Here is a 20,662-nt window from a genome sequence, read left to right as displayed (position 1 = left end):
GAGCCGGGCTCCGACCAGGCTGGTTTCGACAACGGGTTGCTTGACCCGATCGTCGATCCGGTGTTCGATTCGAGCAGAAGCAGGGCACTGATCCGATCGGTCGCTCGAAGCGTCTTCGGTCGAAGTGGCCGGATTCGGACCCGTGCTGCGTAACAGCAAGTGGGGTGTGTCTGGGGGCCGCCCCACCTCGACAAGTCCAATCGTGAAAAGGAAGGAGCCATTCGAATGTCGCTGAACAAGACGCTTTTCGTGCTGGGGCTCGCGGTGCTGCTCGCCTGCCCCGCCGCCCGGGCCGATACGGTGATCGTCTACGACGCGTCGAACTCGATGTGGGGGCAGATCGAGGGCGAAGCGAAGGTGACGATCGCGCGGCGCGTTCTCGCCGACCTGGTGCGTGACTGGGACGCCAGCGAGCCGCTGGGCCTGGTGGCCTACGGCCATCGGCGCGAAGGCGATTGCACGGACATCGAGACCGTCGTGCCCGTCGGCCCGGTCGACCGGGAAGCCTTGCTGGCGCGCATCGAGTCGATCTCTCCCAAGGGTCATACGCCCCTGACAGAGGCGGTGCGACACGCGGCCGAAGCGCTGCGCTACCGTGACGTGCCGGCGACGGTGATCCTGGTTTCCGACGGCATCGAAAGCTGCAATGCCGATCCCTGCGAGCTGGCCACGGAGCTGGCCGGGGCCGGCATCAACTTCACCGCGCACGTCATCGGCTTCGGCGTCGGCGATGCCGACCAGGCGCAGTTGGCCTGCATCGCCGAGAACACCGGCGGGCGCTTCTTCGCCGCCAGTGATGCCGCCGGCCTGCAGGCCGCGCTCGACCAGGCGAAGGGCGCAGCGCTCGAGACGCCGCCCGAGCCTCGGGTGACGCTGACGGCACCGATGTCGGCCGTGGCCGGGTCCAACGTCGAAGTCAGCTGGCAGGGCGAGTCGATCCATCCGCGGGATCTCGTCACTCTGGTGCCGGTGGATGCGGCACCGGATGCGCGCGGCGATTACCGACGGGTGGGGAACGAGACCGCCGCGCGCTTGCAGGCCCCCGGGCAGCCCGGCGCCTACGAGCTGCGCTACGTGGCCAGCGCAACGGGCATGGCAGTGGCCAGCGCGCCGATCGAGCTGACCGAGGCGAGTCTCATCATCTCCGGGCCCGAGTCGGCCGCGGCCGGTGCGAACGTCGCGGTCGAGTGGACCGACACGATCCACCCGCGGGATCTGGTCACGATCGTTCCGATCGACGCAGCCGACTCCACGGTGGGCGACTATCGCCGCGTGGGCAATTCCCTGGCCGTGAGCCTGCAGGCGCCGGCCGAGCCCGGCGATTACGAACTGCGCTACGTGCTCGAATCGGATGGGCGAGTGATGGCGCGCGCTGCGATCCGGATCGTCGAGCAGGCCATGCGCGTGTCGGGCCCCGAGTCAGCGGTGGCCGGATCCAGCGTGTCGATCGAGTGGAGCGATGCCGTGCATCCGCGAGACCTGGTCACCATCGTCCCGTCCGGCGCTCCCGTGGACGCCTACGGCGAGTACCGGCGAGTCAGCAACGCCGCGTCCGGCACGCTCCAGGCCCCGGCCGAGCCCGGTGACTACGAGATTCGCTATCTGCTCGAAGAAAGCGGCGAGGCAGTCGCCTCCGCACCCCTGCGCGTGATCGCCGCCGAAACCTCGGTTTCGGGCCCGGCGACGGCCCTGGCAGGCTCGCGCATCGAAGTCAGCTGGGCCCGGTCGATCCATCATCGCGACATGGTGACCATCGTCCCGGCCGGCGAGCCGGCGGATGCCACGGCCGACTACCGTCGCGTCAGCACCGCCGAGTCGGCCCCCCTCGATACGGCGGCCGAGCCCGGTAACTACGAGATCCGCTATCTCCTCGAGGCCACCGGCCAGGCCATCGCCAGTTCGCCGATCGTGCTGACCCCGCCGGAGGTCACGATCACCGCGCCGGCGGTCGTGGCTGCCGGAGAGCGCTTCGAGGCCCGCTGGTCGCAGACGGTGCACCCGCGCGATCTCGTCGTGATTGTGCCGGCCGATGCCCCCTCCGATGCCGACGAGGGCTATCGGCGCGCAGGGCGCGGCAACGCGGGAACGCTGCAGGCGCCGGACCGTCCTGGCGACTACGAGGTGCGCTACCTGCTGGTAGCCAACGGTCTTGCCATAGCCCGTACACCGATCCGAGTCGAGTAGTTCGGGCAGCCTGGCCCCACGGCGCCCGCTCGTGTGCGATTCGGGCGCCGTGTGCTCAAGGCTCGGTCAGCTGACCTCGGGGTTGAGCGTGTAGGTGCCGGTGATCGAGGCCTGGGCGAGGACGTGGCCTTCGATGGCCTTGACCACGTCGTGGCCGTTGAAGCCGGCGGGCAGATCCAGTGTCTCGACGTCCAGGGCGTAGACCGTGAAGACGTAGTGGTGCAGGCGCTCGTCGTTCCAGGGCGGGCAGGGCCCGTCGTAGCCGTGGTACTGGCCGGCCATCTCGCTGCCGGCCATGAAGCTCGTGTAGTCGTTCAGGCCCTGGCGGCTGCCGTCCGGGCCCGGCGGGCTCTGCTTGCCGCCGACGGTGACTTCCCTGCTGCAGTCGCCGGTGGCCAGCTCCGTGTGGCTGGCGGGCAGGTCGACCAGGGCCCAGTGGCAGAAGTCGACGCGCGGCAGGTCGGCGGCGATGGTCCGGCCTTCCTGGTTGACGTCATCGCCGACCGAGGGCACGTCCGGGTCCATGCAGACCACCGCGAAGGAGCGCGTACCCTCGGGCGCCTCGGACCAGGCCAGGTGCGGGCTGAGGTTGTCCGACAGGGCCATGTGCGCCTCGGCATAGGGCTTGCCGAAGGCGAAGCGGGGGTCGATCGGCTGGCCGTCGGTCAGATCGTTCGAACGGAGTTTCATCGTGGCGCCTCCTCAAGGTTCGTGGCACGGTGTTGAAGTCGATCGCGCTATCCTACCAAGCTGCCTTCAAGATTCCGCGATATCAAGATGACCCCGATGATCCGACTGCTCACTACCCTTCTGCTGCTGGCCTGGGCGCCGCTGGCCCTGCGCGCCGCGACCGGTCTGCCGGCCGACTTCGATCCGGACCCCGCCATTCCCTCGCCGGCCGAGGTGCTGGGCTTCGAGGTGGGCGAATTCCATCCGCGCCATGATCAGATCGTGGCCTACTACACGCGCCTGGCCCAGGCCTCGGACCGGGTGCGGCTGGAGCGGATCGGCCAGACCCACGGGCGTCGCCCGCTGCTGCTGCTGACCTTCGCCAGCCCGGAGCGCCTGGCCGATATCGAGGCCATTCGCGACGACCGTCGTCGCGCCAGCCGGGCCGGTGAGGGTCCGGCGGTGGTCTGGATGGGTTACTCGGTGCATGGCAACGAAGCCTCCGGGGCCAGCGCGGCCCTGCTGGCGGCCTGGTATCTGGCCGCCGATCGTGGACCGACCGTCCGCCAGTGGCTCGACGAGATGGTGATCCTGATGGAGCCGGCGCTGAATCCGGACGGCCTCGATCGCTTCGCCCACTGGGTCAACGCCCATCGCGGCTACCATCCCTCCGCGGATCCCAACGACCGGGAACACGAGGAAGGCTGGCCCAATGGCCGCACGAACTACTACTGGTTCGACCTGAACCGCGACTGGCTGCCGCTGGTCCACCCCGAGTCGCAGGCTCGGGCCGCCCAGCTGCAGCGCTGGCAGCCGCACGTGGTCACCGACCACCACGAGATGGGCACGAACTCGACCTTCTTCTTCCAGCCGGGCGTGCCCGAGCGCACCAACCCTCTCACGCCGCCGCGAAATCAGGAGTTGGCCGCGCGTCTGGCCGACTACCACGCCAGTGAGCTCGACCGGGCCGGCGAGAGCTACTACAGCCGCGAGAGCTTCGACGACTACTACCTGGGCAAGGGCTCGACCTATCCGGATCTGACCGGCGGCGTCGGGATCCTGTTCGAGCAGGCCTCGGCCCGCGGCCATGTGCAGGAGTCGGACTACGGGACCCTGAGCTTCGCCGAGGCGATCGCCAATCAGGTCCGCACCACGATCTCCACCCTCGAGGGTTCCCACGCCCTCGACGAAGCCCTGATCGACTACCAGGCCGAGTTCTTCCGCTCGGCCCGCGAACTGGCCCGCGCGGCCGATCACGCCGGCTGGTTGCTGGGCGATGACGGCGATCCCGAGCGTGGTCGAGCCCTGATCGAGCTGCTGCTCGCCCACGGCATCGAGATCCACCCGGTCACCGAGTCCGTCGCCATCGACGGTCGGGATTTCGCGCCCGGCCACGCCTGGCTGATTCCGGCGCGCCAGGACCAGTACCGTTTCCTGGTCTCGATCTTCGAGCCGGTCCGCGATCTGCCGATGGAGACCTTCTACGACGTGTCGGCCTGGCCGCTGGCGGCCGCCTACGACCTGCCCTTGAGCACCGTGCGCCGACTGCCCGAGCACGGCCAGGCCATCCGCGCCCTGCCGGCTCGCGACCTTCAGGTCCCGTCCAGTGACGCGCCGGCCTGGCTGGTGGCCTGGGATCAGCATGGCGCGGCGCCCGTGCTCGCCGCGCTGCTGGCCGAGGGCTACCGCATCCAGGCCAGCAGTGAAGTGCTGCGCACCGTGACCGACCGGGGCGAAGCCGAACTGCCGCGCGGCTCGCTGGTGATCGCCCCCGGCCTGCAGGACGAAGGCCTGCCCCCGGTCGGCCCGCGCCTGGCCGAGCTGGCCCGGGCGCACGGCGTCGAGGTGCTGGCCGCCGAGCGCGGTCTGAGCCTGTCAGGCCCCGATCTGGGCTCGCCGTCCGTGCCCGTGCTGTCCGCACCCAGCGTGGCGCTGCTGGTGGGTGAGGGCGTGTCCGAATATCACGCCGGCTACATCTGGCACTGGTTCGATACCCGCCTCGAGCAGCCGATCACCCAGCTGGAACTGCCCGCCCTGGGGCGGACGGACCTGAGCCGCTATTCGCATCTGATCCTGCCGTCGGGCCGTTACGGTGGTCTGGGTGATGGCGAGCGCGCCCGCCTGGTGGATTTCGTTCGCGGGGGTGGCGTGCTGATCGCCGCGCGCGATGCGGCCGAATGGGTCGAGTCCCTCGAGCTCGACTACGACTTCGTCGACACGGCCGAAGACGAGACCGAGGGCGAGCCCGAACGCCGCGCCTATGCCGACTTCGAGCTGGATTTCGCCCGCACCCTGATCGGTGGCAGCGCCCTGAACATGGCCATCGACACCAGCCACCCGCTCGCCTGGGGGTATTCGCGGCCCGAGCTGGCCGTGTTCCGCCGCGGTCGCCACGTGCTCCAGGCCAGCGACAACGCCTACGTCCACGCGGGTCGGTACGCAGAAGACCCGCTGGCTTCGGGCTATCTGTCGGAGGATACGGCCGCTCGCCTGTCGGGCACGCCGGCCCTGGTCGCCACCCGCCACGGCGGTGGCGTGGTCGTGCGCATGGCCGACGATTACCTGTTCAGGGGCTACTGGGTGGGTGGCGAACGCCTGTTCGCCAATGCGATCTTCTTCTCGAAGCTGATCGGTCGGACGAGCCTGCCGTCCGACTGAGCGGGAGTTTCCTAGGGAACCTCTGAATAACTCTGCACGGAGCGCGTTTCAGTCGGAAAAGCCGCAGATCGTGTGGTGCGACGCGAGTGACAGTAGCCGTAGCTACGGCCGAGTGGCGCAACATGCGAGATGCGGCTTTTCCGGCGAAACCCCGATGGGAAGGGCCTTTGCGGGCCATCCGACGTGTTTCGACTCGCTTATTTGGAGTGACCAAACTACGCTCGCCGAAGCCACGCCGGCTGCGCCCGCAAAGACGCCTTCGCGCCCGCGCAGAGTTATTCAGAGGTTCCCTAGCGGCCGGACGAACGTCTGGCCGCCGGGCTCGCGTCGTCCTCGGTTTCCATCTGGTGGGCGAGTTCGCGCAGCTCCTCGCGGTCGAGGATGTGGACCATCTTGCCGCGCACGGAGATCACGCCATCCTTCTGCATGGCGCTGAGGGTGCGTGACACCGTCTCGATGGTCAGGCCGAGGTAGTTGGCGATGTCGCGCCGGTCCATGGTCAGGCGGAACTTGTCCGGGTCCTGGTTGCGGCGCGCCAGACGCCGCGACATGCTCAGCAGGAACAGGGCCACGCGCGTCTTCGCGTCCAGGCGACCGACGACCAGCAGCAGCTCGCGCGTCTCGGTCATCTCCTCGGCCAGCAGCTTGAGCATGACCTGGTTGAGCTTCGGGCTCTTGTCGAGCATCGCCATGAAATCCCGGAAGGGGATGTCGCAGGTGCGACTTTCTTCCAGGGCGACGGCGAAGCCGGGGTGGGTTTCCTTCGACATGCCGTCCAGGCCGATGATCTCGCCGGGCAGATAGAAGCCGGAGACGATCTCGTCGCCGTCCTGTGAGATCTGGTAGGACTTGACCGAGCCGGAGCGGACCACGGTCACGGACTTCAGCGGCTGACCGCCGTGGAACAGGTGCTCGCCGCGCTCGACGGGCTGCTGCCGTTTCAGGACCGAATTGAGTTGGTCGCGCTCGTCGTTCGAGAGATCCTGGGCGAAGCAGAGGTTGAACAGTGCGCAGTCCTCACAGCGCGTTTCCAGCCTGCCCGCTTCGCGAAGCTGCGGTTTGTCGGTCATCAGCTCAAGCTTGGTCAACTGCCTGCGACCGAGTATAGCAACAGTTATTTAAGGAAGTGCTAAAAAGCGGGCTCGACTAGTTCACCTGACGACAATCCCTCAAACGATGCGCGAGAAGCGACCCCCCTGGTCGCTGGCCGGATTCAGGTAGGCATCGAAATGCTTGGCGATGGCGCGCAGGAACAGCAAGCCGGCCGGGGTGACCTCGAAGCCGCCTTCCGTCCATTCGATCAGCCCGTCCTCGGCCAGCGGTTCCAGGCGAGCCAGTTCCTCGGCGAAATAGCGCCGGAACTTGAGTTCGAACAAGCGCTCGAGGTCGCGGTAGACGAGGCGGCCGGTGCACATGATCCGTTCGATGATCTCGGCCCGCAGGCGGTCGTCGGTGGTGCGGGTCAGGCCGCGCGCCACGGGCAGGCGGCCTTCCTCCAGGGCAATGGCCCAGTCGTCGAGCTTGCGCTCGTTCTGGGCGAAGCTGTCGCCGACCTGGCTGATGGCACTGGGGCCCAGGGCGACGAGATCCAGCCCGCCGTGGGTGGAGTAGCCCTGGAAGTTTCGCACCATGCTGCCGTTCTGATGCGCCTTGACCAGGGAGTCGCCGGGCAGGGCGAAGTGGTCCATGCCGATGAACTCGTAGCCCGCGTCGAGCAGGCGGGTGAGCGCGTTGCGGAAGATCGCCAGCTTGGTTTTCGGTGTCGGCAGCTGCTCTTCATTGATCCGCTGCTGGGCCTTGAACAGATGCGGCAGGTGCGCGTAGTTGAACAGGGACAGGCGGTCCGGGCGCAGGCCGATGACCGTGTCGATGGTGCGGGCAAAGCCCGCCGTGGTCTGCAGGGGCAGGCCGTAGATCAGGTCCAGGCTGATCGACTCGAAGCCGACCGCGCGGGCGGCGCCGAAGACGGCGGCCACCATCGAGGTGTCGTGAATGCGGTTGACGGCCTGCTGCACATCGCCTTCCAGGTCCTGGACGCCGATCGAAATGCGGTTGTAGCCGGCCTCGCGCAGCAGGCGGATGCCCTGCGGGTCGATCGTGCGCGGGTCGATCTCCAGGCCCATCTCCGCGTCGGAGGCAAAGCTGAAATTGCGACGCAGCATCTCGGTCAGGTAGCTCAGCTGGTCGTGGTTCAGGAAGGTCGGCGTGCCCCCGCCGAGGTGGAGCTGGCGCACGCGGCGGTCCGAGTCGATGCGCGGTGCGATCAGGGCGATTTCCTTCTCCAGCGAGGCCAGGAAGCGATCGCCGGCCGTGACCGAACGGGTGATCACCCGGTTGCAGCCACAGTAGAAGCAGGGGTTGGCGCAGAAGGGCACGTGCACGTACAGCGACAGGTCCGCCGGGATCGGCAGACGATTCGATTCGGCCAGGGCCTGGATGTAGTCCTCCGCGCCGAAGTCCGGCGTGAAGTGCACCGCCGTCGGGTAGGACGTGTAGCGCGGGCCCTCGCCGCCGTAGCGGTCGATGAGGCGCTGGTCGAAACTGGGGCGCATCAATTGGGACATGGTTTCCTCAGGCCGCGCAAGGCCGGTGCAACATTACGAAGGGCACAGGCTACGGCAGCTGCCGCGTCGATTGATTGACCCGGATCAAACCGCGTCATTTCAAGCCGCCCGCATCTGCTAAATTGGCAGGCTGAACTGAATCGAATCGGACGGACCGCCCCATGAGAACCCTGCTGCTTGGCACCCTGCTGCTGATCCTGAGCCCGCTCGTTCTGGCCGAGGAGGCCGACACTGAAGTCGAGGCCCAGGTGATTGCCGACCTGCTGGCCCTGGAGGGCATTCCGCTGCCCACGGAGCGCCTCGATGACAGCGACAAGCGCGACGAGATCGAGCGGGCGATCTACCGCCAGCTGGCCGAAGGGCCGCGCCCGACGGAAGGCGCCTCCAGCGAGTGGTTCGGGCAGTCCATCGACTGGCGGGCGGCAGCGCCGGCCGATGCCCAGGCCGATACGCTCGGCGTCTGGATGCTGCCGATCCGCACCGAGCGCTTCGTGCAGGGCTCCCTCGAGGTCACCGGTCTGGAGCGCTTCAGCGCCTATCTTGCCGGTGACAAGCTCGCCGCCAGCGACGGCAAGCTCGAGCTGGCCCTGCCGGCCGGCACGCACGATCTCTGGCTGATCCACACGGGCCCGGCCGAGGACGCCGAGCCGAGCCTGAGCTTCCAGGGCAAGACCGAAGCCGATCGTCTGACGATCCAGCCCGGTGCGCCGGCCTGGGTCACGCCCGAGCGCCTGACGAATGCCGAGACCGTCAACGCCATGGTCATCTCGCCCGACGGCGAGCAGCTGGCCCTTCGCTTCAGCGGCCGCAGCGACATTGCCGATCTGGACATCGCTCGTCTGGAAATCCGCCGCACGGACGACAACGAGATCGTCCGCCGCTGGACCGACAACGTGCCCTCGAGCATCGCCTGGAGCCCGGACAGCCGGACCCTGGCCGTGCAGCAGGGCAACAACCTCTGGCTGTACCCGAACGAAGGCGCGCCGCGTCTGCTGCTCGCCAACCAGGAGCGCCTGGGGGGCTGGCAGTGGCATCCGGATGGCGACTCCCTGATCTTCAGCTGGACCGAAGAAGCCGAGGCCGCCAACGAGCAGCGTCGGCGGGTCCGTTCCCTGGAAGACCGCTGGGCCGGCTTCCGCAATCAGGCGCAGCTGTTCCAGGTCGACGTGGCCAGCGGCCTGATCCGCCCCCTGACCCAGGGCGAGATGGGCGTCAACCTGCTCGATGTCTCGCCCAGCGGTGATCGCCTGCTGATCCAGGAACGCATCATCGACTACGCGGCCCCGCCGCACTCGCTCTGGCGCCTGTCCGAACTGGACATGGCAAGCCTCGAGACCCGCGAGATCGGCCAGTTCCGCATGCTCGGCGGCGCCTTGTTTGCCGACGAGGGCTACTGGCTGCTCTCCGGCCCGGGCCTGCCTGGCGCGGATGGCGCCACCACCGGCGAGGACCTGACCCCGAACGAATACGACACCCAGCTCTATCGCCTGAGTGCCGACGGCGAAGCACGCAGCGTCTCGCGCGACTTCGATCCCTCGATCAACGAGGCCCATCGCCTGCCCGACGGCCGCCTGCTGATCTCCGCCACCCACGGTGAGGGCGGCATGCTGGCGGTCTTCGACCCGCGCCGCAGCCGCTTCGAGGAAGTGGAGACGGGCGTCGAAGTACTCGAGCAGTTCGTGGCCAGCGAAGGCAGCCGGGTGAAGGTGGCCGTGCGCGGCAGCGACGCCAACCGGCCGCAGCGCGTCCACCTGATCGACCTCGATCGGGGCCAGCGGGAAGTGGTGCTGGATACCCGTGACACCGAGTACCGGGGCGTGGAGCTCGGCCCGGTCGAGCCCTGGCGCTTCGTGAATCGTGACGGCATCGAGATCGACGGCCGCTACTACCTGCCGCCCGACTTCGACCCCGGCGAGACCTACCCGCTGATCGTCTACTACTACGGCGGCACCATGCCCGTCGGCCGCGCCTTCACCGGCCGCTACCCCTTCAACCTCTGGGCCGCGCGCGGCTACGTCATCTACGTGCTGCAGCCGCACGGCACGATCGGCTACGGCCAGGACTTCTCCGCCGCCCACGTCAACGCCTGGGGCCGCATCACCGCCGACGACATCATCGAAGGCGCCGAGAAATTCATCGCCGAGCACGACTTCGTCACCGAAGACGCCGTCGGCAACATCGGCGCCAGCTACGGCGGCTTCATGACCATGTACCTGGCCACGCGCACGGACATGTTCACCGCCTCCATCTCGCACGCCGGCATCTCGACCCTGACTTCCTACTGGGGCGAAGGCTGGTGGGGCTACGGCTATTCAGGCATTGCCAGCCGCGACAGCTTCCCCTGGAACAACCCTGAGCTCTACGTCGAACAGAGCCCGATCTACTCGGCCGACCGCATCACCACGCCGCTCCTGCTGCTGACCGGCGATAGCGACACCAACGTGCCGCCCGGCGAATCGGACACCATGTTCACCGCCCTGAAGCTCCTGGGCCGCGACGTCGAACTGATCGAATTCCCCGGCGAAGACCACTGGATCCTCGACCGCGAAAAACGCTACGTGTGGTGGGACACCATCATCGCCTGGTTCGACAAGCACCTGAAGCAGGAGCCGGAGTGGTGGGAGTATTTGTACTCCGAAACGGAATGAGCGAACGGCTCGGCTTCTTGCCGAGACTGTTCCTGAGGCTGCCTGACATTTGGATGGAAGGTAGTGGGTTCGAGAATCAGCAGGCGTGCCTTCGACCGGTTCTGTCTCGGTTGCCCCGATGAATTGCTGATGCTGATCGGTGGGGCCGAGTCGGCGCGCTAGCTGGACTGGTCGCCACTGCCCAGATCTTAGCGCGACAGATCGCTCGCCGAAGCGATCAATGCGCACATCCCAAGCTCGCTGATCGCAAGGGCCGGCGCGGGCTTAGTCGTCCTCAGGTGTTCTGAGTGTGGGGTTGCTCGGTGGCTCCTTTGGCCCGTTCACGAGCGAGGTCGGCCACGGTGACTTCATTCAATATCTCCTGTTGGCCAGTGCGCGCCCGGGGGCTCCACCTCGACCGATTTCAGAAAAGTCTCGCCTGAACAACTTTCTTCCCGCCCTCCCCCTTGGTTTTGGCCCTTTTTGCGCCTAAGTGACTCGATGAGCGTGAGTACAGCGATTGCGGAGGCGTTGCATTGTCTCCTGCTTTCGGCTAGCCTATACCCCAGTTATGGCTATTTTCACTTAGTGCTTTGCATTTATCTATTACGAATATTAAGCGCGTTATGAATAATGAATTCCGCGGACGGGTTGGGGTGATTTCCGATTCTTATGAACACCTGCGGAAGGTGATCAATGATTTCCCGTTCGATTTCAGAGTGATTCTGCTGTATGGCGTGAGTCGTGAGCTATCAGCCATCTTCCTTTATAAGAACTACATATCGGATGAAGAGATCAACAAGCCATCCATCGAAGAAGTGATCTCCTTGGCGAATTGTCAGTTGGAACGAGTGAGTGTTGCAGCTAGCCGACTTCCGAAAAAGCCAGGGGAGCTCAAGAACAAGCACATAAAAACTGCGCATGGAGCTGTCTTTGGTCAACTGAAGTCCGGTTTCAGAAAGCGCCCGGCTTTTTTGGGCTCTGAGCTGCGAAGGAGTCAGAGCTTTTCTCCGCCGAGTGCTCACGCAATTCCGGCTCTGATCGGTCAAGCGAATAGATGGCTAAGTCTGCCCGGTATCGACTGGTGGCTCAGGATTTCGTTCTATTTTGCGTTTTTTATCAATATTCATCCATTTGCAGATGGTAATGGACGAACTGCAAAGGCTTTGGTTCTTTGGTTGTGTGGGAGAGATCCGGGGAAGCTGAGAATGGTCAGCTTGCTCTTTATCTTTCATCGCATCACGGGCCGCGAAATGCTGTTTCCAGCTCTTCACTACATGAGACAAGGGGATTTGAGTCCCTATGTCGATTATGTGCAATACAGCCTAGATTGGATGGCTGACTTTGTGCGGGATGAATTGAACAGAGGGGCAGGGCATCAAGACGATCACTCGCTTCACATCGTTATGAGGCAGTGCTTGAGTGAGCATGTAGAGGGGAAGACTTATTGAGAAGGGGCAGCTGGAGGAGTAGAAATGAAAAAAGATCTCAGATCAGGGAGTCAGAAGCTTGGAGTGGCAATAGCGCTTTCGCTAGGTATGACCGAAGCGATCAATGCCGACAACACGCGTTGCCAGGAATCAATTTTGGGCTATTGTGTGTCGGTGGTCTACCTCCCGAGCTTTCCGGCAATTCAGTTTCGTCAGATTGAATCTCCGGAGGAAATGTGGGAGTTGGATGGTGGCAATGGGAGGCTGTTTAATGGCAGGGGTAGAGAGGCCCCCGAAAACTACACAGAGTGCGCCGCCCTACAAGCGGGTGGAGTGCCTCCAAGTTGCTCACGACTCAGATTGAACTCCAGAAGTGTCTGGAGCGAGTTCGCCTCGCTACAGTGGCCGCATCAAATTGATGCCACCAGAGAAGCGAGTTCCTATTTCTCTTACATTTTCTCCTATTCCGGAGTGGCCCTCGGAAATTGCTATGCAGATATAACGCAGGATCCTTCCTCCTGTGAGGCTGCTTATGCTGAAACGCTCCGTTCTTACTGCTCTTATACGGGTTCCATGCGGTCCCATTGCGAGGAAGGTGTTGATGAACTTGAACGAAGGTTTGCGATTACTCAGGGAGATCGTCTCAACTCTCACTGGTACGCCGTCGATTTCGATGCACAATTGAGTCTCGGGCCTTTCTCTATCGACCTTGGTTCTCAGATCGATCTGAATCAGCTTAATCAGTTCAACCGAATGCTGATAGACGCAAGAGCCCATCGAAACTGTGAGTTCTTTATCGGCGCATGGGATGAGAACAGTTGTGGCTGGGGGCAATGACGATGAGCAAGGAGAGTCTACGGTCAAGAAGGAAGCTCGTTGGACTGATGTCCATTGCTCTAATAGGGCTAATGGTGATATTCCATCTATCATCTGGCAATCAAAGACTGGCACTCGAGACGCTTGGTGATGATTCCCTGTCAGGGCTGGGTCCTCAGGAAGAGGATGGGCTGCCGGCGGGACAAATGCAGACATCTGAGCATGATGAGATTGTGCGGAATGCCGCAGGCATCGATGCCGATCTGGTTGATCGCCCTGATCCGGATGATTCAGGCTCCAGTCATCCCGCGCTCTCTTTTCCGGACCAGTGGGGAGGCGTCCTCACTACAGATCTGAATGAGGACGAATTCAGAAGGCTGCATTCTGCAGCGAAGTCGGATCCATTAGCTGCTCTACGGTCCTATGAAATGTATCAGGCCTGCCTGGAATTGAATGATTTCGCTAACGCATCGGCTTCAGTGGGTGGGCGTTTGGACTACCAGGGCAGAGCGGTTCTGAATCAGTGCCAGGAAATACTAGCTATTCCCGTGGACCTCTACGATATGCTTGTTTTCTCCGCTCGAGCGCGTATCCCGGAAGCGGTGCAGGAGCTGGCGCACTATCCGCCGCCCGAATCCTTCGCCGGAAGCCCACAGGATCGATATCTCAGCATTGCGGAATGGCAGACAATGAGGCTCGAGCTATTGCTTGAAATCATTGCGTCAGGACAGAATCCGCACCTCTTGTATGAAGCTGCACAGCTCGCTGCGTCTGGCGTCGACAGCGTCAGGGATCCGCAGAGCGCAATCGAGCTTTTCAATGCTTTCCTGGATTCCTCTGCAGGCAGTCCGACAGAACGCCAACTAGCGCAAGAGTGGCTGGATCGGTTGGTGGATCCTGAAGGTGGCTAGCCGGCTAGAGGGCATCGTTCGGGCCAGCGTTCTCCGTTTATGTCCTTCGGGAGCAGGTCAGCTACGACAGGATAGCCTGGCCCGAATTACGCCCTCGTAAATCCGATTTCGGCCTCATGTCACTAGTCAGGAAACACAATCCACCAAGAAATGCATCCAGGGGTGGTGGATGTGATGGGCCAGCCAGGGCCCGATCGCGATCAGCAGGCCGGTGAGGGTGAGCAGGGTGGCCGCGGTCCAGCGCAGGGCGCGCTGGTTGATGGCGGAGCGGAATTTTAGGGTGAGGAGGCCGCCGCCCAGCAACAGCGGGACGGTGCCGGCGCCGAAGGCGAGGACCATGGCAGTGGTGGCGACGGGGTCGGCGAGGAGGACGGCGGCGGCGACCACCGAATAGAGCAGACCGCAGGGGAGCAGGCCCCAGAGGAGGCCGAGGCCGAGTGCCTGGTCCAGGGATTTTACCGGCAGGAATTTCGAGAACAGGGGCATCAGGCGCCTGGTCAGCGGTGCGGCCAGCTGGCCGGCCAGGTCGCGGAAGCGACCGGGCAGGGCGACGTAGGCGGCCATGCTGATGATCAGCAGGCCCAGCAACAGGCGCATGATCTGTGGTGCCTGCGCGGGCAGCAGCTGTTCGGGCAGCCAGCCGATGGCGGTCGCGAGCAGGGCGATGAACAGGTAGCTGCTGATCCGCCCCAGGTGGAAACCCACGCTCAGGACCGCCTTGCCCTTCGGGATCTGCGAATGCAGCAGGCCGACGATGCCGCCGCACATGGCCAGGCAATGGGTCGAGCCGAACAGGCCGGCGAGGAGGCCGGTCAGGAGGGCGGTTTCTGGGTTCATGGGAGGGGAGTTTAGCGGGCTTGGGTGCTACCCGATTGATCTACATCAGAGTTGGGTGGGTGCGGCGAGTGGTGGGGTGCCTGGCCACGGGACGGGTCGAACGGTGTTGTCGATGTTTGATGAGTCTGAGGAGCTTTGGTGCTGGCCGATGGCAGGAAGCCATCGAAGAGATGAATCGATTGTCCATGGGCTTGTTGCTTCCTTCGACTGGCTGAGGGGTGAGTGCCAGCGGCCGCGACCTGTCCCGTGGCCAGGCACCCCACCACCCGCCGCTTTGGGTTTTGGGGTGGGTGGTGTAGAGAGTTTTTCCTGCTGGGAAGCCTCTGGCGTCGGGTGCTGGTGGGCGAAGCGGGCGGGTCGGGGCGCGGGCGTGGCTCGTGGTCAGCAGCCTCTTTCGGCAGGCAGGCGCTGAACAGATGGCCCACGTGCCGGCGGAGATCGACGGTGTCATGGGGTGGCAACTGGCTTCAGTAAATTCAACATATCGACTGCGCCGTTCGCCCCGTCCCGACCGAAGCGCCCAGCAGTACCCGATGCACGATGCTAGCTAGGGCAAGGGGCTATCAGGCGGCACGGTTTGGACGTGAATTGAAGCTCAGGCAGTGCAGAGCGAGGCGGTGTAAATCGTGCGCGGGGCTTTCGGGGAAAACCGGCCGCCGGAGGGCGGCGGCCGGGGATTGCCAGAAGGATCAGGCGCGGCTACGAATCACGCCGAAGGCCAGCAGGGCCAGCAGGGCGGCCAGGCCGCTGATCATCCAGGGGCTATTGACCGGGACCGAGAAGGCCGGGCCGGCGCTGCCGCAGGCGCCCGGGACCACGTCCGGGTCGAAGGGGTCGAGGTCTGCGAGGACGTTGCCGAAGTCCACGTCCGCACCGTCGAAGATCAGCACGCCGACGCCCGGCGCACCCGCGCCGATCACGCCTTCGAACTGCAGGGTGACGTCGAGGGATTCGGTGGCGCCGACGGGCACGTCGACGACTTCGAAGACCACTTCACTGCCGTCGTCGAAGATGCTGAAGCGGACCTGGTCGTTGCCGCCGCCCAGGTCGTTGACGCCCGTCACGTCGGCGGTGATGTTGATGGTCACGAGCTGGCACTGGCCGGAGCTACCGTCGGTCTGGGTGCCCGTCACGTTGAAATTGGCCACCGTGGCGCTGATCGTGGGCGGCAGTTGGACGCCGGTGTTGCTGGCCAGGGCTGCGGTACTCAACAGCAGCGCGGTGGCTACGGTCATCAGAATCTTCATGGGTTGGAATCCTTGCAAGCTTGGGTTGAGTGGAAAAGGTCGGGGATGCCCCTGCACCAACGCATCCCTACGCGATTCTAGTGGGAATCGTGACAGGCCGCACAAAAAAATTCTGCGGATCAGCCAGTGAGCTCAGGATCGGTCGGGCGTCTCTTCGTCCGTCTTCGAAGCCGGTTCGTCGTCGTCCAGGACGTCCAGGGCCGGTGAGTCCAGGTCGTCGAACTGGTCGTTCTTGACGGCCCAGAAGAAGAAGCCGATGGCGAAGACCATCAGGATGACGGACAGGGGGATGAGGACGTAGATGATGCTCATTCGTTCAGAGGATCAGGGATTGGGGGGGAAGGTTCAAGGGTTCAGGCTGCAGGTTCAAGGATTTCGGAGCGGACGGCAGGTCAGCTTCGGCCCAGGCGGCGGGCGTTGAGGACGACCAGCAGGCTGGAGGCGGACATGCCGATGGCGGCGGCCCAGGGCGGGATCAGGCCGAAGGCGGCGAAGGGCAGGGCGGTCAGGTTGTAGAGCAGGGCCCAGGCCAGGTTCTCGGCGATGATGCGGCGGACCTTCGGGGCCAGGGCCAGGGCGGCGGCCAGGCGCTGCAGGCCCTGGCCGGTGATCACCAGATCGGCCTGGGTGCGGGCGATGTCGGCGCCTTCGGCCAGCGCCATCGAAACGTCGGCGCCGGCCAGTACCGGCGCGTCGTTGATGCCGTCACCGATCATCGCCACCCGATGGCCCTCGGCCTGCAGGGACCGAACCAGGGCCAGCTTGTCGGCCGGGCTCTGTTCGGCGTGCCAGTGTTCGATGCCCAGGCGCTCGGCCAGGGCCTGGACGTTGGCGGCCCGGTCGCCGGAGGCCAGGACCAGGGTCTTGCCGTCGCGATGGAGTTGCTCGATCAGGTCCTCGGCGCCGTCCCTGAGACGAAGCTCGACGCGGAACCAGGCCAGCAGCTGCTGGCCATCGGCCAGCGCCAGCCATTGCCCGGGGCCCGGCTCGACGGGCCTGGCTTCCAGGGCCTCGCCGACGAAGGCGGGGCGGCCCAGGCGGTACTCGACGCCGTCGATGCGTCCCTGCACGCCCTGGCTGGCGACGGCTTGTGCCTGCTCGACGGGCGCGCCGTCGTCGAAGGGGGCGAAGGCGCTGGCCAGCGGGTGGCGGCTGACGCGTTCGAGGCGGCCGGCGAGGCGGCGTGCCTGGTCTGCATCCAGCCCGGCTTCGAGTCGGGTCTCGACCAGCTCGGGGTCCGAGCGGGTCAGGGTGCCGGTCTTGTCGAAGACCAGATGGCTGATCTTCGGCAGGGCTTCGAGGGCGTCGGGGCGGTGGATCAGGACGCCCAGGCGCGCCATGCCGCGCGTCGCCGAGGCCAGCGCCACGGGCGTGCCCAGGGCGAGGGCGCAGGGGCAGCTGACCACCAGCACGGCGAGGGCGACGGGCAGGGCGTGGGCCGGGTCGACGAAGGTCCAGGCGATGGCCGAAATCGCCGCGGCGGTCAGTACGAAGGCGACGAAGGCGCCGGCGATGCGGTCGGCCAGCTGGGCCAGGCGCGGCCGGAACTGGCGGGCCTGGTCGAGGAGGCGGACGATGCCGGCCAGGGCCGTGCCCTGTCCGAGCTGTTCGACGGTGATCTCGATCTGGCCGTCGCGGACCAGGCTGCCGGCCAGCACCGTGTCGCCGGGCACTCGTCGACGCGGGATCGATTCGCCGGACAGCAGGGCCTCGTCGACCTGGGCCTCGCCGCGCAGCACGCGGCCGTCGGCGGCGACCGTCTCGCCACTGGTGATCTGCACGCGGTCACCGCTGGCCAGTTCGACCAGGGAGACCAGTTCGGCGCCGTCGGGCGTCAGGCGTCGGACCTGGGTCGGCAGGGCGCGCGCCAGGGCCGAGTGCAGGCGGCCGGCCTTCTGTCTCGCGACCAGCACGGCGTAACGGCCCAGCAGCAGGAAGAAGATGAACATCACCACCGAATCGAAATAGGTCTCGCCGGCGTCGAGCCAGGTGATGACGATGCTCGAGCCCAGCGCCAGCAGCATGGCCAGTGCGACGGGCACGTCCATGCCCATGCGGCCGCTGGCGAGCGTGCGCCAGGCTGCGCGGTAGAAGATCCTTCCCGAGTACAGGGCCACGGGCACGGCCACGACCATGCTGATCAGCTGGAAGAAGCGTTCGCTGGTCGGGTCGATGTCCTGGAAGGCGCCGATGTAGCCGGCCAGGGCGTAGCTCATCACCTGCATCATGCCGAGCCCGGCCACGACCAGGGCCTTGAGCATCTCGCGGCGCTGCTCGCGGTCGCGATCCAGGCTGGCATCGGGCGAGTCCAGGTGCGGCCGGTAGCCGAGGGAGGCCAGACGGCCGGCGACCTCGCTCAGGGGCGTCCGGTCCTTGTCGAGGAGCAGTTGGGCACGGCCGTCGGCGATGTCGACCTGCAGGTCGATCACCCCGGGCAGGCTGCCGACGAAGCGGCGGATCAGCCAGGCGCAGGCGGCGCAGTGCACGTTTTCCAGCACCAGGGGCAGCTGGTAGTGGCCATTGCAGTCGCGCATGGCGTGGTGATCGTAGACCGCGTCGCGGTCCCAGGCCAGGAAGGTCTCGGCACCCACCGGCTCACGCTCGGGGCGTTCGGGCAGGGCGTCGCGGAAGTCGTAGTAGCGATCCAGGCCGGCCCGGTCGATCAGTTGCGCCACGGTCTGGCAGCCGTGGCAGCACATCGGCCGGTCTTCGCCCTGGACTTCGGCGTGCAGGTCCACGCCTGGGGGGATGGGTTCTCCGCAGTGCCAGCAGGCGTCTGGTGATGCTGCCCGGGCCGCGGCTGCGGCCGTGCTCACAGTCGGCGCGGCAGCAGCGCGATCGAGTCGCCCGCTTCGTCGGGCAGGCGGGCGCTGATCCACCAGCGCTGTTCGAGGTCCTGGACGATCAGGGTGGAATGCGGTGCGGGCTCGGCCCACTGGCCGATCCACTGGCCCTGGTCGTTGCGCTGCATCAGGGTCGTGCGATCGAGTTCGGCGTTGACCGGATGCTGCACGATCAGCAGCAGCTGCGCGGGCAGATCGGCCCGCTCATTGGCCGCCAGGCTCAGCTGCCAGTCGGCGCCCGCCTGGCTCAGTTGGCCCTGCAGGCCCAGCTCACGCGCCAGCTCCGTGCGATGACCGACGTCGGTCAGGCCCCGACCCAGTCGCTCGTACTCGCCGCGCACCATGTGCGGCGGGTTGGCGATGCCGATGGCCAGGATGGAAATACCGAAGGTGACGCCCAGGGCGAGGATGGCGATGATGAACCAGGGCCAGGGCTCGCGGTACCAGGGATTCAGGGCTTGTTCGCTCATGATGCTCTCGGATCAGTCCGGGTTGGCCGGAACGAAGAAACGGGTTTCGATGGTCTGCAGGACCTCGTCATCGGGCCCGCGGACCACGACTTCGACGGGAAGCATACCCGGGTCGGCCGCCTGCAACGGCAGCGACAGGGTCAGGGCGATGTCGACCGACGCCACACCACCGATTTCCAGCAGGCCCTGGGGTTCGACCACTTCAAGCCCGTCCAGGCCGGTCGCCGAGACGCTGGCCTGGATCGTCTGTTCCGAGCGATTGGACAGTTTCAGGCGGTAACTGTTCTCGAGTTCGGTGTCGACGACCCGGTACAGGGCCGTGCGATCGCGCAGCACGTCGCCGATCAGCGGGTCCCGGCCGGTCAGCACGGTGATCACCAGGCTGAGCAGGGCGAGCAGCACGAAGAAGTAGATGAAGATGCGCGGACGCAGGATGCGGCTGGGCTTGCCCTGCATCGCGTTCTCGGTGGTGTAGCGGATCAGGCCGCGCGGGTAGTTCATCTTGTCCATGATCTCGTCACAGACGTCGATGCAGGCCGCGCAGGCGATGCACTCGATCTGCAGGCCGTCGCGGATGTCGATGCCGGTCGGGCAGACCTGCACGCAGGCCGTGCAGTCGATGCAGTCGCCCAGGCCCATGGCCTTGTAATCGGCATCCTTGCGTCGGCCGCCGCGCGGCTCGCCGCGAGCGACGTCGTAGGAAATCACCAGGCTGTTGTCGTCGAACATCGCCGACTGGAAACGCGCGTACGGGCACATGTACTTGCAGACCTGCTCGCGCAGGAAGCCCGCGTTGCCGTAGGTGGCGAAGGCGTAGAAGATCAGCCAGAAGGTTTCCCAGCCGCCCAGCTCGAAGGCCGGGATGCGCACGGCCAGGTCGCGGATCGGCACGAAGAAGCCGACGAAGGTGAAACCGGTCCACAGGGCGAAGGTGATCCACAGGAACTGTTTCGTGGACTTGCGGATAACCTTGTCGCGATTCCAGGGCCCCTTGTCGAGCTTCATGCGCTGGTTGCGCGAGCCCTCGGTCACCCGTTCCATCCACAGGAAGACCTCGGTCCAGACCGTCTGCGGGCAGGCATAGCCGCACCAGAGTCGTCCCGCCAGGGCCGTGAAGAAGAACAGGGTGAAGGCGGCCATGGCGAGCAGCAGGGCCAGGACGAACAGGTCCTGCGGCCACAGGGTCAGACCGAAGAAGTGGAACTGGCGGCCGGGCAGATCGAACAGCACGATCTGCTGGCCCCCCAGGTTCACCCAGGGCAGGACGTAGAACAGGCCCAGCAGCACCCAGGCCGCGATCACCCGCAGACGCGAAAAGCGGCCCTGGGTCTCGCGAGGGTAGACCTTGGGCTGCTTGACGTAGAGCGGGATGACTTCGGACTGGTCGCTGGGCTGGCTCATGCTCG

15 protein-coding genes are annotated in these 20,662 nt (G+C 65.5%); 6 read left to right on the top strand and 9 right to left on the bottom strand.

Annotated features, from left to right (window positions below):
* Positions 1-225: 225 nt before the first annotated feature.
* The gene (locus WM2015_RS13970) at positions 226-2,184 is read left to right on the top strand and encodes a vWA domain-containing protein (RefSeq protein WP_049726632.1); all 1,959 of its coding nucleotides are present in this window, start codon (positions 226-228) and stop codon (positions 2,182-2,184) included.
* A 66-nt stretch (positions 2,185-2,250) separates the two neighbouring features.
* Here the strand turns inward: WM2015_RS13970 and WM2015_RS13965 are convergent, their stop codons facing one another.
* On the bottom strand, positions 2,251-2,874 hold the full coding sequence (locus tag WM2015_RS13965; protein ID WP_049726631.1) for a YbhB/YbcL family Raf kinase inhibitor-like protein: 624 nt from the start codon (positions 2,872-2,874) through the stop codon (positions 2,251-2,253).
* Between the two features lie 87 nt (positions 2,875-2,961).
* Here WM2015_RS13965 and WM2015_RS13960 point away from each other — a divergent pair, with 87 nt between their 5' ends.
* The gene (locus WM2015_RS13960; protein WP_049726630.1) at positions 2,962-5,511 is read left to right on the top strand and encodes a M14 family zinc carboxypeptidase; all 2,550 of its coding nucleotides are present in this window, start codon (positions 2,962-2,964) and stop codon (positions 5,509-5,511) included.
* A 290-nt stretch (positions 5,512-5,801) separates the two neighbouring features.
* Here the strand turns inward: WM2015_RS13960 and fnr are convergent, their stop codons facing one another.
* The gene (fnr, locus tag WM2015_RS13955) at positions 5,802-6,581 is read right to left on the bottom strand and encodes a fumarate/nitrate reduction transcriptional regulator Fnr (RefSeq protein WP_156201230.1); all 780 of its coding nucleotides are present in this window, start codon (positions 6,579-6,581) and stop codon (positions 5,802-5,804) included.
* Positions 6,582-6,680: 99 nt separating this feature from the next.
* On the bottom strand, positions 6,681-8,075 hold the full coding sequence (gene hemN, locus WM2015_RS13950) for an oxygen-independent coproporphyrinogen III oxidase (RefSeq protein ID WP_049726628.1): 1,395 nt from the start codon (positions 8,073-8,075) through the stop codon (positions 6,681-6,683).
* 161 nt (positions 8,076-8,236) lie between these two features.
* Here hemN and WM2015_RS13945 point away from each other — a divergent pair, with 161 nt between their 5' ends.
* The 4 genes from WM2015_RS13945 to WM2015_RS15945 all read left to right on the top strand — a co-directional run bounded on the left by WM2015_RS13945 (position 8,237) and on the right by WM2015_RS15945 (position 13,859).
* Positions 8,237-10,723, top strand: a complete 2,487-nt coding sequence (locus WM2015_RS13945) for a prolyl oligopeptidase family serine peptidase (protein WP_049726627.1) — start codon at positions 8,237-8,239, stop codon at positions 10,721-10,723.
* 605 nt (positions 10,724-11,328) lie between these two features.
* On the top strand, positions 11,329-12,153 hold the full coding sequence (locus WM2015_RS15685) for a Fic family protein (protein ID WP_082169780.1): 825 nt from the start codon (positions 11,329-11,331) through the stop codon (positions 12,151-12,153).
* A gap of 24 nt (positions 12,154-12,177) precedes the next feature.
* The gene (locus WM2015_RS15950; RefSeq protein ID WP_156201228.1) at positions 12,178-12,969 is read left to right on the top strand and encodes a hypothetical protein; all 792 of its coding nucleotides are present in this window, start codon (positions 12,178-12,180) and stop codon (positions 12,967-12,969) included.
* Between the two features lie 47 nt (positions 12,970-13,016).
* Complete coding sequence (locus tag WM2015_RS15945; RefSeq protein ID WP_156201226.1) at positions 13,017-13,859, top strand: hypothetical protein; 843 nt, start codon at positions 13,017-13,019, stop codon at positions 13,857-13,859.
* Between the two features lie 126 nt (positions 13,860-13,985).
* Here WM2015_RS15945 and WM2015_RS13925 read toward each other — a convergent pair whose 3' ends face one another.
* From WM2015_RS13925 to ccoG, 6 genes are all read right to left on the bottom strand, one after another.
* Positions 13,986-14,696 carry a sulfite exporter TauE/SafE family protein gene (locus WM2015_RS13925; RefSeq protein WP_049726623.1) on the bottom strand — a complete coding sequence of 237 codons (711 nt, stop codon included), beginning with the start codon at positions 14,694-14,696 and terminating at the stop codon, positions 13,986-13,988.
* Between the two features lie 689 nt (positions 14,697-15,385).
* Complete coding sequence (locus WM2015_RS13920; RefSeq protein ID WP_049726622.1) at positions 15,386-15,943, bottom strand: hypothetical protein; 558 nt, start codon at positions 15,941-15,943, stop codon at positions 15,386-15,388.
* 132 nt (positions 15,944-16,075) lie between these two features.
* Positions 16,076-16,255, bottom strand: coding sequence for a cbb3-type cytochrome oxidase assembly protein CcoS (gene ccoS, locus WM2015_RS13915; RefSeq protein ID WP_049726621.1), 180 nt, complete (start codon positions 16,253-16,255; stop codon positions 16,076-16,078).
* An 80-nt stretch (positions 16,256-16,335) separates the two neighbouring features.
* Positions 16,336-18,759: a heavy metal translocating P-type ATPase gene (locus WM2015_RS13910; RefSeq protein WP_049726620.1), complete on the bottom strand. Its 2,424-nt coding sequence runs from the start codon at positions 18,757-18,759 to the stop codon at positions 16,336-16,338.
* Positions 18,756-19,256, bottom strand: a complete 501-nt coding sequence (locus WM2015_RS13905; protein ID WP_049726619.1) for a FixH family protein — start codon at positions 19,254-19,256, stop codon at positions 18,756-18,758. The genes WM2015_RS13910 and WM2015_RS13905 overlap by 4 nt, the downstream gene beginning before the upstream one ends.
* A 12-nt stretch (positions 19,257-19,268) precedes the next feature.
* Positions 19,269-20,657 (bottom strand): cytochrome c oxidase accessory protein CcoG, encoded by a 1,389-nt coding sequence (gene ccoG / locus WM2015_RS13900; protein WP_049726618.1) that lies wholly within the window; start codon positions 20,655-20,657, stop codon positions 19,269-19,271.
* Positions 20,658-20,662: the final 5 nt, after the last annotated feature.

The sequence above is a fragment of the Wenzhouxiangella marina genome, from assembly GCF_001187785.1.
Classification (GTDB): domain Bacteria; phylum Pseudomonadota; class Gammaproteobacteria; order Xanthomonadales; family Wenzhouxiangellaceae; genus Wenzhouxiangella; species Wenzhouxiangella marina.
The sequence above is the reverse complement of the archived record's forward strand: the minus strand, read 5'-3'. Positions and strand labels throughout refer to the sequence as shown.